Genomic DNA, 15,320 nt, shown 5'->3' with positions numbered 1-15,320 from the left:
CCAAAGGTACGACGGAGACACCGCTGTACGCGCGTAGGCTCGCCGGTGTCCTGGCAACCGCGTTACATCCCGGCGTGTTGCGTTCATTCCCTGACCCGGGTCGTGGAGACCGCCTCGAAGGCGGACTGCATCGCCGCCACCCGGTCGGCCAGGTCCTTGACCGCCTCCCGGACCCCCTCGTCCTCCGAGGCGGCCTCGGACATGCCCGCCAGGCGCGACTCCACCGATCCCAGCCGCTGCGCGAAGTCCGTCAGGGCCTCGTGGTCCTGGACGAGCTGGGCGAGCAGCGCCGCCTGCTCCATCAGCACGGCGGTCTTGCGGAACAGCTCCATGAAGACCGCGACCTTGGACCGGAGCACCCACGGGTCGAAGGGCTTGGTGAGGTAGTCGACCGCGCCCACCGCGTATCCCCGGAAGGCGGCGCCCGAGCTGGGCTCGGTGCCGGTCAGGAAGATGATGGGCACGTCGCGGGTCTGGTCGAGCCGCTTGATGTGGGTGGCGGTCTCGAAGCCGTCCATGCCGGGCATGAGCACGTCGAGCAGCACGACCGCGAAGTCGTGGCGCAGCATCAGCTTCATCGCCTCGGGCCCCGACCTGGCCTTGAACAGCAGTTGCTGCAGCGGCCTGAGCACGGCCTCCAGCGCGATGAGACTTTCCTCGTTGTCGTCCACCAGCAGGATCTTGACCTGACGGTTCATCCGTCGCTCTCCCCCTCTCCCGCGAGCCACCCCCGCATCACCTCCAGGAGCTGGTCGAGGTCCACGGGTTTGGGCACGTAGTCGGAGGCGCCGCAGGAGATCGTCTTCTCCCGGTCGCCCGGCATCGCCTTGGCGGTGAGCGCGATGATCGGCAGGTCGGCGAACCTCGGCATCTCCCGTACGGCGGAGAGCGTCTCGTAGCCATCCATCTCGGGCATCATCACGTCCATGAGGACGAGCGAGATCTCCTGGTCCCGCTCCAGCGCCTCGATGCCCTCCCTGCCGTTCTCGGCGTAGACGATCTCCATGCCGAGCCGGCCGAGCACGTGGGTCAGGGCGTACACGTTGCGGATGTCGTCGTCCACGATGAGCACCCGCCGGCCCGCGAACACCGCCGCGAGCGGGCCGTCCTTCAGCCGGGTGAGGTTGGGGGCGGACTGCCACAGGTCCTCGCCGTCCGCCGCCGGCCACTCGGCGTGCGGCGGCGCGGCGCGGATCTCCGCCGCCTCCGGCGAGGGCTGCTCCACCGCCCACTCGGGCTCGCCGGCCAGGCTGGAGGCGGGGCAGCTGGCGGGCACGTACAGCGTGAACGTGCTGCCCACGCCCGGGGTGCTGCTGGCGTGGATCTCGCCACCGAGCAGGCGGGCGATCTCGCTGCTGATCGACAGGCCCAGGCCGGTGCCGCCGTATTTGCGGCTGGTGGTGCCGTCGGCCTGCTGGAAGGCGCCGAAGATGGCCGGCAGCTTGTCGGCCGCGATGCCGATGCCGGTGTCGCTGACCGCGAACGCGATCATCGGGCGGCCACCGGGATCCGGCCGGTCCTCGGCGACCGAGACCGCCAGGCGCACCTCGCCCGCGGAGGTGAACTTGACCGCGTTCGACAGCAGGTTGCGCAGGATCTGCTGGAGGCGGCGCTCGTCGTTGTACAGCTCGCGGGGGGTGCGCGGGCCGACCTCGATCTCCAGCTTGAGCCCCCGGTCCACGGTGAGCGGGCGGAACGTGGCGTCCACGTAGTCGAGCAGCTTGCTCAGCGGCAGCTTCTCCGGGCGTACGTCCATCCGCCCGGCCTCGATCTTGGACAGGTCGAGGATGTCGTTGATGAGCTGGAGCAGGTCGCTGCCGGCGTTGTGGATCGTGGTGGCGAACTCGACCTCCTGCTCCGACAGGTTCTCCTCGGGGTTGTCGGCCAGCAGCCTGGCCAGGATGAGCAGGCTGTTGAGCGGGGTGCGCAGCTCGTGGGACATGTTGGCCAGGAACTCCGACTTGTAGCGCGAGGAGGTGGCCAGCAGGTGGGCCTTCTCCTCCAGCGCGGCGTTGGACCTGCGCAGCTCGGCCTGCTGGCGCTGCAGCTCGTCGGAGCGGCCCTGGAGCTGCTGGGCCAGGCGCTGCGACTCCGACAGCAGGGCCTCGGTGCGGGCGTTGGCGATGATGGTGTTGATCGCGACGCCGATGGTGACCACGAACTTGTCGAAGAAGGCCAGGTGCACGTCGCTGAACCGGCTGAACGAGGCCAGCTCGATCACCCCGAGCACCTTGTCCTCGAACACGATGGGCAGCACCACCACGCTGGCCGGCGCGGCCTCCCCCAGCCCCGAGTGGACCTTGATGTAGCCGGGCGGCACGTCCTCGAGCAGGATGCGCTTGCGCTCCAGCGCGGCCTGCCTGATCAGGCCGGGCCCGGGGGTGCCCTGGCCGGGCAGCACGTCGTGGGCGGCGCCGTAGCCGGCGATGAAGGCCAGCGAGCCGTCGAGCGAGTCGGCGTCGGTCAGGAAGAAGGCACCGTACTGGGCGTTGACCAGCGGTGTCAGCTCGCGCAGGATCAGGTCGGCCACCTCGACCAGGTTCCGGTGCCCCTGCATGAGGCCGGCGATGCGGGCCAGGTTGCTCTCCAGCCAGTCCTTGGCGCGGGTGGTCTCGCGCAGGTTGGCGACCATGAGGTTGACGTTGTTCTTCAGCTCGGCGACCTCGCCCTTGGCCTCCAGGCTGATCGAGCGGCTCAGGTCACCGTTGGCCACGGCGCTGGCCACCTCGGCGATGGCGCGCACCTGGGTGGTGAGGTTGCCGGCGAGCTCGTTGACGTTCTTGGTGAGGCGTTCCCAGGTGCCGTAGACGCCCTCGACCTCGGCCTGGCCGCCCAGCCTGCCTTCCGAGCCGACCTCGCGGGCCACCCGGGTCACCTCGGAGGAGAACGACGACAGCGTGTCGACCATGGTGTTGATCGTGGTCTTGAGCTCGAGGATCTCGCCCCGGGCGTCCACGTCGATCTTCTTGTACAGGTCGCCGTTGGCCACGGCGGTGGCGACCTGGGCGATGTTGCGTACCTGGCTGGTGAGGTTGGAGGCCATGAAGTTCACGTTGTCGGTCAGGTCCTTCCACACCCCGCTCACCCCCCGCACCTGCGCCTGACCGCCCAACCGGCCCTCCGTGCCCACCTCGCGGGCCACCCGCGTCACCTCGTCCGCGAACGCCGACAGCTTGTCCACGGTGGCGTTGATGGTGTCCTTGAGCTGGAGGATCTCGCCGCGCGCGTCCACGGTGATCTTCTTGGACAGGTCGCCGTTGGCGATGGCCGTGGTGACCATGGCGATGCTGCGTACCTGGCTGGTGAGGTTGGAGGCCATGAAGTTCACGTTGTCGGTCAGGTCCTTCCACACCCCGCTCACCCCCCGCACTTGCGCCTGACCGCCCAACCGGCCCTCCGTGCCCACCTCGCGGGCCACCCGCGTCACCTCGTCCGCGAACGCCGACAGCTGCCCCACCATCGTGTTGACGGTGTCCTTGAGCTGCAGGATCTCGCCCTTGACGTCCACGCTGATCTTGCGGCTGAGGTCGCCCTGGGCGACGGCGGTGGCGACCTGGGCGATGTCGCGCACCTGCTCGGTGAGGTTGGAGGCCATGAAGTTCACGTTGTCGGTCAGGTCCTTCCACACCCCGCTCACCCCCCGCACCTGCGCCTGACCGCCCAACCGGCCCTCCGTGCCCACCTCGCGGGCCACCCGCGTCACCTCGTCCGCGAACGCCGACAGCTGCCCCACCATCGTGTTGATGGTGTCCTTGAGCTGCAGGATCTCGCCCCGTGCGTCCACGGTGATCTTCTTGGACAGGTCGCCGTTGGCCACCGCCGTCGTCACCTGCGCGATCGAGCGCACCTGGGTGGTGAGGTTGGAGGCCATGAAGTTGACGTTGTCGGTCAGGTCCTTCCAGGTGCCGAGCACGCCCTTCACCTCGGCCCGGCCGCCGAGCTGCCCCTCGGTGCCGACCTCGCGGGCCACCCGGGTCACCTCGCTGGCGAACGCCGAGAGCTGGTCGACCATGGTGTTGACGGTCAGCTTGAGCTCCAGCAGCTCGCCGGTGGCCTCGACCGTCACCTGCCTGGTCAGGTCGCCCCTGGCCACGGCGGTGGTCACGACCGCGATGTCACGCACCTGGGCCGTCAGCCGCCCGGCCATGGCGTTGACCGCCTCGGTCACGTCGCGCCAGCTCCCCGACATGCCCTGCACCTTCGCCCGGCCGCCGAGCCGGCCCTCCGTGCCGACCTCGCGGGCCACCCTGGTCACCTCGCCGGAGAACAGCGCGAGCTGCTCGACCATGCGGTTGACCGCCTTGCCCATCAGGCGCAGCCCGCCGCGCAGCGGCCGGTCGTCCTCCTGCAGGTCGACCCGTTTCGACAGGTCGCCGTCCGCGACCGCGTTGAGCACCCTGGTGGCCTTGGCCGCCGGGATGACCAGCGCGTCGATGAGCGTGTTCACGGCCGCCACGTTGACCGCCCAGCTCCCGGTGCCTGGGCTGGGGCTGAGCCGCTCGTCGAGCCGCCCGCGCCTGGCCACCTCGGTGCGCAGCCGGGTCAGCTCGTTCGAGAGGTGCTCGTTGCGGTCGATCACCTGGTTGAACGTGGTGGCCAGCTCGGCGAGGAACGGATCGTCCGGCAACTCCAGCCGCGTGCGGAAGTTGCCGTCACGCAGCCCGCGCAGGGCCACGAGCAGCGGGCGGAGGTCCGCCGGGTGGATCGATCCATGCGTGTAAGGGGAGTCCAACTGCGCGACCATGGCGGCCTTCTTCACAACTGGAGGTATCGACGGCATCAGTCTGCCACTCTGAGAGTGACCGAACTGCCACATCGAGTGATGTTCTAGGACGCAGAGTGGACACGACCAGGGTGTCGAGCACGGCCTTCGACGGCACTCCGCACGCACCGGCGCACGCGCGCAAGTTCGTCCGGCAGGTGCTCGGCGAATGGCGCCTGAGCCATCTCGCCGAGGACGCCGTGCTGCTGACCAGCGAACTCGTCACGAACGCCGTGGTGCACGCGGGCACCGGCGTCGAGCTGACCTGCCGCCTGGACGTCGATGCCACCCCGGCGAAACTCGAGATCGAGGTCGACGACCACCATCCCACGCGCACCGTCCCGGCCGCCGGGCCCGCCCCCGCCGAGGGGGCCCTGCCCACTTCCGGGCGCGGCCTGGCACTCGCCCGGATGCTGGCCGACGCCTGGGGTGTCACCTACACCAGGACGGCCAAGCGCGTCTGGGTACGCATGGAGCTCGGCGAGGGCTGCGACCGCCAGGAGTCCCTGGCCGGCCCGCCCGGCCTGGTCCCGGCCCCTGTCGTGGGGCCCCTCGAGACCCTGCACGTCGGCGTGGTGGTCGCCGATCTCGACGGGGTGGTGGAGTCGTGGAACTCCGAGGCGCAGCAGCTGCTCGGCTGGCCGCCCGAGCAGGCGATCGGCCGGTCGCTGAAGGAGCTGGTGGCCTGGCGCGGCCACGGCCCGTACGCGCTGTCCCTGGCCGACACGCTGGGCCTGGGCCGCTGGCGGGGCGAGGCGCGCATGCGGCACCGCGACGGCGGGCTCATCCCCGTCTACGTCTCCCACATGCGCTCCCGGGGGCACTCAGGGGAGCGCAGGGCGATCTGGATGATCGTGGGCAGCGACCACCGCTACGTCCTGACGCCGCCGCCCGCGCCGCTGCGCAGGGAGGCGGGCCGGCGGATCAAGGAGCTGCTCGACCAGGACATGCCGTTCACCGAGCTGCTCGACACGATCGCCCAGATCGTGCAGATGTCCAGCGGCGGCGACGCCGCCTACGTGCTGCTGGCCGCCGAGGGCGGCAACCGGTTCGGCGTGGCGGCGGGTGCGGGCGCGACGGCCGGGCTGGTGGGCGTGCTGGCCACGGACGTGTTCGGCGACGACCGCAGGACGCCGTCGCTGACGGAGGACCTCCTCGCCGAGGACGTCGAGCTGGCCCAGCAGCTGCGCGCCAGGTCCCTGGCCTGCGCGCCGCTGCTCGTGACCGGCGAGGTGATCGGCTATCTCGTGGTCACGGCCGCCCAGCAGAACCGCTTCGACCAGGAGCTCACCGTCAGCCTGCAGCACATCGCCGACCAGGTGGCGGTGCCCGTGCAGCGCGAGCGGCTGGCCGAGCAGGACCGGGCCCACCGGGGGCGGCTGTCGTTCCTGGCCGAGGCGGGCGAGCTGCTGGCGGGCGTGCACGACGACGAGCTGATCGCGGCGCTGACCGCGCAGCTCGTGGTGCCCAAGATCGCGACGTGGGCGGCGGTCTACCTGACCGATCTGACCGGCATGACCAGGCTCGCCCACGTCTGGCACAGCGAGGAGCGCCACAACGCCGACCTGCGCAAGTCGCTGCCCGCCATCCCCCGGACGGCGCTCACCGAGGTGAGCTGGCCCGTTGGCCCCGAGACGGTGCTGGCCTTCCCGCTGCTCACGCAGGGCAGGTCGCACGGCGCGCTGGTGATCGGCCGCTCCGAGCCGACGCTGCCGCTGGAGCTGGCCGACCTGCTGGCGGATCTGTGCCGCCTGGTGGCGCTCAACCTGCACACGGCCATGCTGTACGCCAGGCAGGCGACCACCTCCCGGGTGCTGCAGCGCAGCCTGCTGCCCATGCGCGTGGCGCCCATGCCGGGCCTGGAGTCCGCGGTGGTCTACGAGCCGGCCGAGGAGGGCGCGGACGTCGGGGGCGACTTCTACGACCTGTTCACGGTGGCCGACCACTGGTGCTTCGCGCTGGGCGACGTGTGCGGCAGCGGCCCCGAGGCGGCCGCCGTCACGGGGCTGGCCCGGCACGCCGTACGCCTGCTGGCCAAGGAGCACTACACCGTGGCCGACATCCTCGACCGGCTCAACCACGCGCTGCTGGAGGAGGGCGACGAGGGCCGGTTCCTCAGCCTCCTGTGCGGCGAGCTGACCCCGCTCCCGCAGGGCGGCGCGCTGTGCACGATCGCCTCGGCCGGCCATCCGCCGCCGCTCCTGCTGCGGGCCAACGGCGAGGTCGAGACGGTGGCGAACCCGCAGTTGCTGCTCGGCATCGAGGCCGGCGCCAGGTTCTACGTGGAGACGTTCGAGCTGGCGCCGGAGGAGGTGCTGCTGTGCGTCACCGACGGCGTGACCGAGCGGCGCGACGGCGACCGGCTGCTGGACGACGGCGACGGCCTGTCGGCGATCCTGGCCGGCTGCGCGGGGCTGAGCGCCCACGCGGTGGCCGAGCGGGTGCGGCACGCGGTCGAGACGTTCGCCGCCCAGCCGGTCCAGGACGACGTGGCCCTGCTGGTGATCAAGGCCGCCGCCACCCTGCGTCCGGTCAGATGAACCGGTACGTCGTGGTGGAGGTGCGGCGCTCGCCCGGCCGCAGCACGGTGGAGGGGAACTGCGGCTGGTTGGGCGCGTCGGGGTAGTGCTGCGTCTCCAGGCACAGCCCGGCGAACGGCCCGTACGGCGTCGCGGTGCCGTCCAGCATGCTGCCGGCGTAGAACTGCACGCCCGGCTCGGTGGTCGTGACCTCCATGGTCAGCCCGCCGGCCGTCACCCTGACGGCGCCGTCGAGCACGAAGCAGTGGTCGTAGCCGCCGTCGTACCGCTCGCCCACGGCGTGCGGCTCGGTGAAGTCGAACGGCGTGCCCTTGACCGGCGCCACTTCGCCCGTGGGGATCTTGTCCTCGTCCACCGGCAGGTAGTGCTCGGACTCCATCCGCACGACGTGGTCGAGCACGTCGCCGCCGCCCTTGAGGTTGAAGTAGGAGTGGTTGGTCAGGTTGACCACGGTCGGCGCGTCGGTCTCGGCCGCGTAGTCGATGCGGAGGGCGTCGTCCTCCAGCGTGTACGTGACCGAGGCGGTCAGCGTGCCCGGGTAGCCCTGGTCGCCGTCGGGGCTGGTCAGCGTGAGCGTCACCGACGAGTCCGTACGGGCGGCGATCGTCCACACCTTGCTGTCGAAGCCCTCGGTGCCGCCGTGCAGGCTGTTGGGGCCGTTGTTGGCCGGCAGCCGGTATTCGGTCCCGTCGAGGGTGAAGCGGGCGTTCGCGATGCGGTTGCCGTACCTGCCGACGACCGCGCCGAAGTAGCGGCTGCGCGTCAGGTAGTCCTCGATCGTGTCCAGCCCGAGCACGACGTTGACCCCGGACACCTCCAGCGTGCGCACGACGGCCCCGTAGGTGAGCACCTCGGCGCGCAACCGTCCCGACGACAGCTCTACGCGCTCGACCTGCTGGCCCGACGGCAGCGTTCCGAAGATCATGTTTGTGCCCTTCCCGTGGACTCGCGGACTATGAGGGCGGTGTCGAGGGTCACTGTCGCGCCCTCGCCCCCAGACTGCAGCAGCAGATCGACGGCCATCCTCCCCGCCGCCACAGCCGGCATGGCGACAGTGGTCAGCTTGGGCCGGTTGAGCCGTCCCGGAAGGATGTCGTCGAACCCGATCACACTTATCTGGTCTGGTACCCCTATCTCCATCGCCGCCAGCCCCTCAATGAGGCCGAGCGCGACGAGGTCGTTGTAGGCCAGCACCGCGGTGGCCCCGCACGCCGCCACTTCGGGGGCGACGGCCAGGCCGCCGGCCTCCGTCGGCTGGTTGGGGCCGAAGAAGATCAGGTCGAGCCCGGCCGCCTCGGCGGCCGCGCCCTGCATCTCGTTGCTGGTCCACGAGCCGATCGGCCCGGACACGAGCGCGATCCGGTGGTGGCCGAGCCCGGCCAGGTGCTCCAGCGCGAGCTTGGCGCCCTGGGCGACGTTCATGAGCACGGCGGGCATGCCCTTGATGCGCCGGTTCACCACCACGAACGGCACGTCCTCGGCCAGGCGCTCGATCATCTTGTTCGACAGGCGGGGGCTGCACAGCAGGACGCCGTCCACTTGCTTGGTGAACGTCCTGATGAGCTCTTCCTCGACCCTCGGGTCCTCGTCGGTGTCGGCCACGAACACGTGGTAGTCACGCCCTCGGGCCTGCGCCTGGGCGGCCTTGATGAGGGGCGGGAAGAACGGGTTGGAGATGTCGGCCACGATGAGGCCCATGTTGAACGTGCGTCCGGTGGTGAGCGCCCTGGCCGCCCGGTTGGGCCGGTAGCCCAGATCGTCGGCGGCGGCCAGCACCCGGCTCCTGGTGGCAGGATTGACCAGATGCGGCGCGGAGAAGGTACGGGACACGGTGGACACGTGCACGCCGCACGCGCGCGCCACGTCCTTGATCGTCGCCGCCATCGCCGTCCTCCCTTGCAAACGGTTGCCAGATCAAACCTTGACCTTTACGCCTAGCGCCGTCAAGGTTCTTGCAACCGGTTGCCAAGACGAGTCCCCTGCTGCCCCGTCCCTTTCGACCCCTCGCCTTCCTTCCTGAGCGACCCCAGCGCGCGCCCTTCGCCCCGCCGATGGGCCCCAGCCCGTGCCATTCCTGCCGATGAGCCCCAGCCCGCGCCCACCCTCCCGGCAGCGGACCCCAGCCCGCACGCACCCTTTCCCGCCGATGGGCCCCGGCCCGCGCCTTCCTCCCCGGAAGGACCCCGCCGGAGTACGGCGGGGAAGCGGCTCAGTCGGGGGTCACCACTTACCCCCCAGCTCGTTCAACGTGAAGATCCCTCCAGCCCGGTGGTGCAGCGGCTCCGACAGGTCGGGCTCACCCTGCTCCTCGATGAGCGCCGCGGCGAAGGGTTCGGAAGAGTCCTCGGAGACGAACCCGATGGCCTCCGCCTCCTTCAACGACCACCACCGCCGCGGGCTGTCGGAAACGCCCCAGACCACGTGATACCCGGGAGCGGTGAGTCCCGCCTCGACCAGCCGGGCCAGGTCGTCAGGCGAGATCCAGGTGGCCAGCCCCCGCGTGTCGGCGGGCCCCTCGTTGCAGGTGCCGAGCCGGACCACGGTGACGTTCATGCCGAAACGATCGTGGAAGAGGCTGCCCAGGGCCTCCATGACGACCTTGCTCACGCCGTAGTAGGTGTCGGGCCGCGGGAAGGCGTAGTCAGGCAGGTCCTCACCGGACTCCGGCCTGGTCTGGAAGCCGGCCGCGTGGTGGCTGCCCATGAGGACGACGTGCTCGACCCCCTCCTTGTACGCCGCCTCCAGCAACACCTGGGTCCCGTGGATGTTGGCCTGCACGATGTCGGCCCAGGGATGTTCCCTGCTCTGGCCGCCCAGGTGCAGCACGGCGTCCACGCCCTTCATCGCCGCGGCCACGGCGACCGGATCGGCCAGGTCGGCCGTCACCCACTCCTCCCCCGGCCCCGGTTCGATCGGGTGAATATCGGAAAGCCGCAGCGTACGGCCCTCGCGGGCGAGCCGCGGGCGAAGCAGCGTCCCGACCTTTCCGGCGGCTCCTGTCATGAGAATGCGCATGCATCCATGATGTACACGAATCTGGCCGAAATTCACATCCTTGAATATTGACCGTGAGCCATGCCACTAGTTACGTTCACAGGCACACATCCAAGTCCACGACTCATGTCCACATATGTGAACAGGAGGCGGTCTGATGTCACGTCGTCTGCTGGGAGTCGCGATCATGGCGACTCTGGCCGTTGGACTGACAGGCTGCGGTTCCGGGGGATCAACAAGTTCGGACAACACGTTGGAGATCTGGATCAGGCAGGCGCCCGATTCCGACTCCGCCAAGACCGCCAAGAAGCTGGCCGACGCATTTACCAAGGCCAGTGGGGTGCAAACGAAAGTCGTCGCCCTTTTCGACGACTTCGAGACCAAACTGAACCAGCAGGCGGCCCAAAAGGACCTTCCCGACATCGTCATCAACGACACCGCCCAACTGGGCAACATGCAGTCTCAGGGCTGGCTCCAGCCGGTCGACAAGGCCGCGCTGGCCGGCGGCGACCAGCTGGCGGAAACGGCCTGGAAGGCCGCCACCGGCAGCGACGGCAAGCAGTACGCGGCGCCGTTCTCCGCCCAGGCGTTCGCACTGATCGTGCGCAAGGACTGGCGCGAGAAGGTGGACATGGAGCCGCCCGCGACCTGGGAGGACCTCGCCAAGCTGGCCACGGCGTTCACCGAGAAGGACCCCGACGGCAACGGCCAGAAGGACACCTCCGGCTTCGTCGCCCCGGCGGGCACCAAGCGCGGCTACGCCTCCTGGTACGCCTCCTCGCTCATCTACGCCAACGGCGGTGACTTCATCAAGTCCACCGGCAACGGCAAGTACGCCGCCATGGTGAACGACCCCAAGACCGTCGAGGCCGTCCAGTACCTGCAGGACCAGTTCTGCAAGACCAAGACCGTCAACCCCGGCGCCGTCAGCAACGACACGACCGTCACGCACGAGGTCTTCGAGAAGGGCCAGGGCGGCATCTACCTGGTGGGCCCGTACGTGCTGGCCAGGTTCGTCAACAGCATCGGCACCGACAAGATCGAGGTCCTGCCCGTGCCCAAGGGCCCGTCGGGCGGCCCCGGCACGCTCGGTGAGGGCGAGAACGTCTACATGATGGCCGGCTCCAAGAACCAGGAGGCACAGAAGAAGTTCGCCGAGTTCGCGATCTCGCCCGAGGGCCAGAAGATCGGCATGAACAAGGACGCCAACGGCGCCATCGTCCGCCTGCCCGTCAACACCACGGTGGACATGTCCGCCGAGCGGCAGGATCCGCGCTGGAAGGTGTTCCAGGAGTCGTACGCGAACGCCGTCTACGCGCCGCCGGTGCCCAACTGGGCGCCGATCCGCCAGACCTCCGCCGACTCCATCAACGCCGTCTGGGCCGACTGCTCCGCCGACGTGAAGTCGGCGATGGATCAGCTCAACACCAAGCTGACCCAGGAACTGCAGAGCCAGAAAGCGTCATGACCAGCACACTCGCCCCGTCCTCTCGCCGGACGGCGCCCCCCGGCCACCGCCCCAAATCGGTGCGGTGGCGGGGGCCGCTGATCGCCTGGCTGTTCCTGGCACCCGCCCTGCTGCTCTTCCTGTACTTCAAGTTCATCCCGATGTTCGTGGGCCTGTGGAAGAGCCTGTTCAAGGTCCAGACCTTCCTCGGTGACGAGTGGGTCGGCACGCAGAACTACCAGACGATCATCTCCGACGACGAGTTCGGCGCGGCGATCTGGCACAGCGTCGTGCTGGCACTGGGCACCACCGTCGGCTCGATCGTGCTGGGCCTCGGGCTGGCGCTGCTCATCGAGGGGCCCGCCCGATACCTGTGGTTCGTCAGGACCGCGGCCTTCCTGCCGGTCGTCACCACGATGGCGGCCGTGGCCGAGGTGTGGCGCATCATGTTCCACCCCGCCGACAGCGGGATGCTCAACATCGTCATCGGCTGGGTGGGCATCGATCCGCAGCCCTGGCTGGCCAGCGAGGACTCCTCGTTGTGGTCGATCATGCTGATGAGCATCTGGCGCGGCACCCCGTACGACATGATGATCTTCCTGGCCGGCCTGGTGGGCGTGGACCGCACGCTGTACGAGGCGGCGGCCGTGGACGGCGCGTCGACCTGGCGGCGGCTGCGGCACATCACGCTGCCGGCGCTGCGGCCGGTGTTCTGGATCCTGTTCACGCTGGCGGCCATTCGCGGCCTGCGGGTGTTCGTCGAGGTCTACGTGCTCACGAACGGAGGGCCGAACGGCTCCTCCGAGGTGCTGATGACCTTGATCTACAAGCTCGGGTTCCAGAAGAACGAGCTGGGGGTCGCCTCGGCGGGCGGGATCGTGCTGTTCCTGGCCACGCTGGCGCTCACGGTGATCGTGCAGATGCTGCGCAGGAGGCAGACGAGATGAGGTTCGACAGCGCGCTGGGACTGGAGTCGCGACGGGGCCCGCTGGCCGTCGCCGGAAAGGTCCTGATTTATGGGCTTATGGTGGTGGTTTTCACCGGGCCGCTGGTCGGGCTGCTGATGAGCTCGTTCAGCAAGACGCTCGACCCCACCTCCTTCACCCTCTGGCCGGACGACTTCACCCTGGAGAACTTCATCCAGGCCAAGGACAAGAACGTCTATCTCTACCTGCTCAACTCGTTCATCGTCGTGGGCTTCGGGCTGCTGCTGCAGATGCTGGTGAGCGTCTTCGCCGCGTACTCGCTGGCCCGCAAGAAGTTCCGCGGCATGACGTTCGTGATGCTGCTCATGCTCACCACGATGATGCTCCCCGAGGAGATCATCGCGATTCCCCTCTCCCTCGTCCTCGCCGACCTGCCGGTGCTGCATCTCAACCTGATCGGGACGTACGCCGGGATGATCCTGCCGGTCGGCGCCTGGGGCTTCTCCATCCTCGTGATGACCGAGTTCATGAAGGAGGTGCCGGTCGAGCTGGAGGAGGCCGCGCGCATCGACGGCGCCGGCGAGCTGCGGATCTTCGCCACGATCATCATGCCGCTGTGCCGCCCCGCGCTCGGCGTGATCGGCGTCTTCGGCTTCACGATGATCTGGGACCAGTACCTGCTCCCGCTGATCGTCGCGCCGGAGTCGGACATGTGGACCCTGCCCATCGCGCTGCGCTCGCTCCGCTCCGACGAGGAGGTCGGGATCGGCGTGCTGCTCGCGGCCTCGCTGCTGGCGCTGCTGCCCTCGATCATCGCGTTCCTGGCGTTCCAGCGGCAGTTCATGCGCGGTCTGACAAGCGGCGCAGTCAAGGGTTAGGTGTCCATGTATCTGGACGGTATCCAATATCCTGGATCTCCGAAGCCGCCGAAGGATACGAGATGGGATGAGTATGGAGCCCCAGCTGGTCAAGTCCGCGGAACGGACGGTACGCATCCTCGAAGCGCTCGCCGAATCACACGACCACATGACGCTGTCGGAGCTCCAGCAGCGGACCGGCTTCCCGCGCAGCAGCCTGCACGCCCTCATGCGCACCCTGGTCGAGCTCAACTGGGTGGAGACCGACTCGGCCAGGTCGGCGTTCGGGATCGGACCGCACGCGCTGCTGACCGGCACGGCGTACCTCGACAAGGACCCCGCGCTGCCGTTCGCGCAGGAGAGCTTGGAGGACTTGCGGGACGAGATCGGTCAGACCGTGCACTTCGCCCGGCGAGACGGCGCGCACGTGCTCTACCTCGCGACCCGGGACTCCCGCGAGGCCGACCACATCATCCCGAGAGTGGGCCGGCGGCTTCCCGCCCACGTCACGGCGCTCGGGCAGGTGCTGCTCGCCCAGCTCACCGATGACGAGGTCGAGGCGCTGCTGCCTCAACCCCTGGCCGGGCTGACCGAGCACACCCTCACCGACCTGACCAAACTGACAGGAGAGCTCGACCAGGTCCGCACCAGGGGCTGGTCGTACGAACGCGAGCAAGGCACGCTGGGCGTGGCCTGCGTGGCCGTGGCGGTCGACTACCGCATCCCGGCCACGGACGCGATCAGCTGCTCGATGCCGGCGGGCCTCGCGGCCGGCGAGGTCGAGCGGATCACCGAAGCGGTTATCAAGCACACCCGAAAGCTGGCTGCGACCCTCCGCAGGGAGGGCATCCGCTAGAAAGGATCGTAGATGCGGCTGGACGGCGTTCTCTTCTTTCCGGTCACCCCGTTCGGGCCCGGCGGCGACCTCGCCGAACCCGCGCTGGCCCGGCACGTCGCCGAGGGGGTCGCGGCGGGGGCGGGCGGGGTGTTCGCCGCGTGCGGCACCGGCGAGTTCAACGCACTCGACCTCGAGGAGTACACCCGGGTCGTGGCCACCTCGGTCACGGCCACCGCCGGTCGCGTCCCGGTCTTCGCCGGCGCCGGGGGCCCGCTGCCGACCGCCAGGTCCATCGCCCGCGCCGCGGCCGCGCAGGGCGCCGACGGGCTGCTGCTGATGCCTCCCTACCTGGTCACGGGCCCTGCCTCCGGCCTGGTGCGGTACGTCCGCGAGGTGGCCGAGGTGGGCGGGCTCCCCGTCGTCATCTACCAGCGCGGCACCGCCCGCTTCACCCCGGAGGCGGTGGCCGAGCTGGCCCGGGTGCCGAACGTCGTGGGCTTCAAGGACGGCCTGGGCGACTTCGACCTGCTGCAGCGCATCATCCTGACCGTGCGTCAGGTGACGGAGGACTTCACGTTCTTCAACGGCCTGCCGACCGCCGAGCTGACCGTGCCCGCGTACCGGGGGCTCGGGGTGAGCCTGTACTCGAGCGCGGTGTTCGCGTACGCACCGGAGATCGCGCTCGCCTTCCACAAGGCGGTGACGGGCGGGGACGAGGTGCTCGTGCAGCGGCTCCTGACCGGCTTCTACCTGCCGCTCGTACAACTGCGTGACCTCGTGCCCGGGTACGCGGTGGCGCTGGTCAAGGCGGGGGTGCGGATGCGGGGGCTGGAGGTGGGCGGCGTACGGGCACCGCTGGTGGACCCGACGACCGAGCACCTGGCGACGCTGGAGCGCATCATCGCCACAGGCCTGGAAATAGCCGCCCCCTGACCCCACCACCACACGGCTCCCTG

At 69.5% G+C, this 15,320-nt stretch carries 11 protein-coding genes; 6 read left to right on the top strand and 5 right to left on the bottom strand.

The window, feature by feature from the left end:
- Positions 1–83: 83 nt before the first annotated feature.
- Positions 84–698 (bottom strand): response regulator, encoded by a 615-nt coding sequence (locus AB0J69_RS38750; protein WP_364128244.1) that lies wholly within the window; start codon positions 696–698, stop codon positions 84–86.
- Positions 695–4,744, bottom strand: coding sequence for a HAMP domain-containing protein (locus tag AB0J69_RS38745; RefSeq protein ID WP_364128241.1), 4,050 nt, complete (start codon positions 4,742–4,744; stop codon positions 695–697). Before AB0J69_RS38745 ends, AB0J69_RS38750 begins: the two co-directional genes overlap by 4 nt.
- Before the next feature lie 95 nt (positions 4,745–4,839).
- On the opposite strand from AB0J69_RS38745, the gene AB0J69_RS38740 reads away from it, so the two are divergent.
- Positions 4,840–7,302, top strand: coding sequence for a SpoIIE family protein phosphatase (locus AB0J69_RS38740; RefSeq protein ID WP_364128238.1), 2,463 nt, complete (start codon positions 4,840–4,842; stop codon positions 7,300–7,302).
- Here the strand turns inward: AB0J69_RS38740 and AB0J69_RS38735 are convergent.
- The 3 genes from AB0J69_RS38735 to AB0J69_RS38725 all read right to left on the bottom strand — a co-directional run bounded on the left by AB0J69_RS38735 (position 7,295) and on the right by AB0J69_RS38725 (position 10,317).
- The gene (locus AB0J69_RS38735) at positions 7,295–8,227 is read right to left on the bottom strand and encodes an aldose epimerase family protein (protein WP_364128235.1); all 933 of its coding nucleotides are present in this window, start codon (positions 8,225–8,227) and stop codon (positions 7,295–7,297) included. The two genes, AB0J69_RS38740 and AB0J69_RS38735, sit on opposite strands and share 8 nt — an antisense overlap.
- Positions 8,224–9,186, bottom strand: a complete 963-nt coding sequence (locus AB0J69_RS38730; protein ID WP_364128232.1) for a LacI family DNA-binding transcriptional regulator — start codon at positions 9,184–9,186, stop codon at positions 8,224–8,226. Before AB0J69_RS38730 ends, AB0J69_RS38735 begins: the two co-directional genes overlap by 4 nt.
- Positions 9,187–9,522: 336 nt before the next feature.
- A complete protein-coding gene (locus AB0J69_RS38725; protein WP_364128229.1) occupies positions 9,523–10,317 on the bottom strand; it encodes an NAD(P)-dependent oxidoreductase in 795 nt (264 codons plus the stop codon).
- Between the two features lie 232 nt (positions 10,318–10,549).
- On the opposite strand from AB0J69_RS38725, the gene AB0J69_RS38720 reads away from it, so the two are divergent.
- From AB0J69_RS38720 to AB0J69_RS38700, 5 genes are all read left to right on the top strand, one after another.
- The gene (locus tag AB0J69_RS38720; RefSeq protein ID WP_364128227.1) at positions 10,550–11,764 is read left to right on the top strand and encodes a sugar ABC transporter substrate-binding protein; all 1,215 of its coding nucleotides are present in this window, start codon (positions 10,550–10,552) and stop codon (positions 11,762–11,764) included.
- Positions 11,761–12,690, top strand: a complete 930-nt coding sequence (locus AB0J69_RS38715) for a sugar ABC transporter permease (RefSeq protein ID WP_364128224.1) — start codon at positions 11,761–11,763, stop codon at positions 12,688–12,690. Before AB0J69_RS38720 ends, AB0J69_RS38715 begins: the two co-directional genes overlap by 4 nt.
- On the top strand, positions 12,687–13,547 hold the full coding sequence (locus tag AB0J69_RS38710; RefSeq protein ID WP_364128216.1) for a carbohydrate ABC transporter permease: 861 nt from the start codon (positions 12,687–12,689) through the stop codon (positions 13,545–13,547). Before AB0J69_RS38715 ends, AB0J69_RS38710 begins: the two co-directional genes overlap by 4 nt.
- Positions 13,548–13,614: 67 nt before the next feature.
- The gene (locus AB0J69_RS38705; protein ID WP_364128213.1) at positions 13,615–14,382 is read left to right on the top strand and encodes an IclR family transcriptional regulator; all 768 of its coding nucleotides are present in this window, start codon (positions 13,615–13,617) and stop codon (positions 14,380–14,382) included.
- 12 nt (positions 14,383–14,394) lie between these two features.
- Positions 14,395–15,297, top strand: a complete 903-nt coding sequence (locus tag AB0J69_RS38700; protein ID WP_364128210.1) for a 5-dehydro-4-deoxyglucarate dehydratase — start codon at positions 14,395–14,397, stop codon at positions 15,295–15,297.
- Positions 15,298–15,320: the final 23 nt, after the last annotated feature.

It is taken from the genome of Nonomuraea sp. NPDC049709, from assembly GCF_040674815.1.
Classification (GTDB): domain Bacteria; phylum Actinomycetota; class Actinomycetes; order Streptosporangiales; family Streptosporangiaceae; genus Nonomuraea.
The sequence above is the reverse complement of the archived record's forward strand: the minus strand, read 5'-3'. Positions and strand labels throughout refer to the sequence as shown.

Bases quoted from the DNA above. Each gene is read 5' to 3' on its own strand.
- AB0J69_RS38710 (WP_364128216.1), top strand. From the start codon at position 12,687: ATGAGGTTCGACAGCGCGCTGGGACTGGAGTCGCGACGGGGCCCGCTG.
- AB0J69_RS38745 (WP_364128241.1), bottom strand. From the start codon at position 4,744: ATGGTCGCGCAGTTGGACTCCCCTTACACGCATGGATCGATCCACCCG.
- AB0J69_RS38705 (WP_364128213.1), top strand. From the start codon at position 13,615: ATGAGTATGGAGCCCCAGCTGGTCAAGTCCGCGGAACGGACGGTACGC.
- AB0J69_RS38715 (WP_364128224.1), top strand. From the start codon at position 11,761: ATGACCAGCACACTCGCCCCGTCCTCTCGCCGGACGGCGCCCCCCGGC.
- AB0J69_RS38725 (WP_364128229.1), bottom strand. From the start codon at position 10,317: ATGCGCATTCTCATGACAGGAGCCGCCGGAAAGGTCGGGACGCTGCTT.
- AB0J69_RS38730 (WP_364128232.1), bottom strand. From the start codon at position 9,186: ATGGCGGCGACGATCAAGGACGTGGCGCGCGCGTGCGGCGTGCACGTG.
- AB0J69_RS38735 (WP_364128235.1), bottom strand. From the start codon at position 8,227: ATGATCTTCGGAACGCTGCCGTCGGGCCAGCAGGTCGAGCGCGTAGAG.
- AB0J69_RS38700 (WP_364128210.1), top strand. From the start codon at position 14,395: ATGCGGCTGGACGGCGTTCTCTTCTTTCCGGTCACCCCGTTCGGGCCC.
- AB0J69_RS38750 (WP_364128244.1), bottom strand. From the start codon at position 698: ATGAACCGTCAGGTCAAGATCCTGCTGGTGGACGACAACGAGGAAAGT.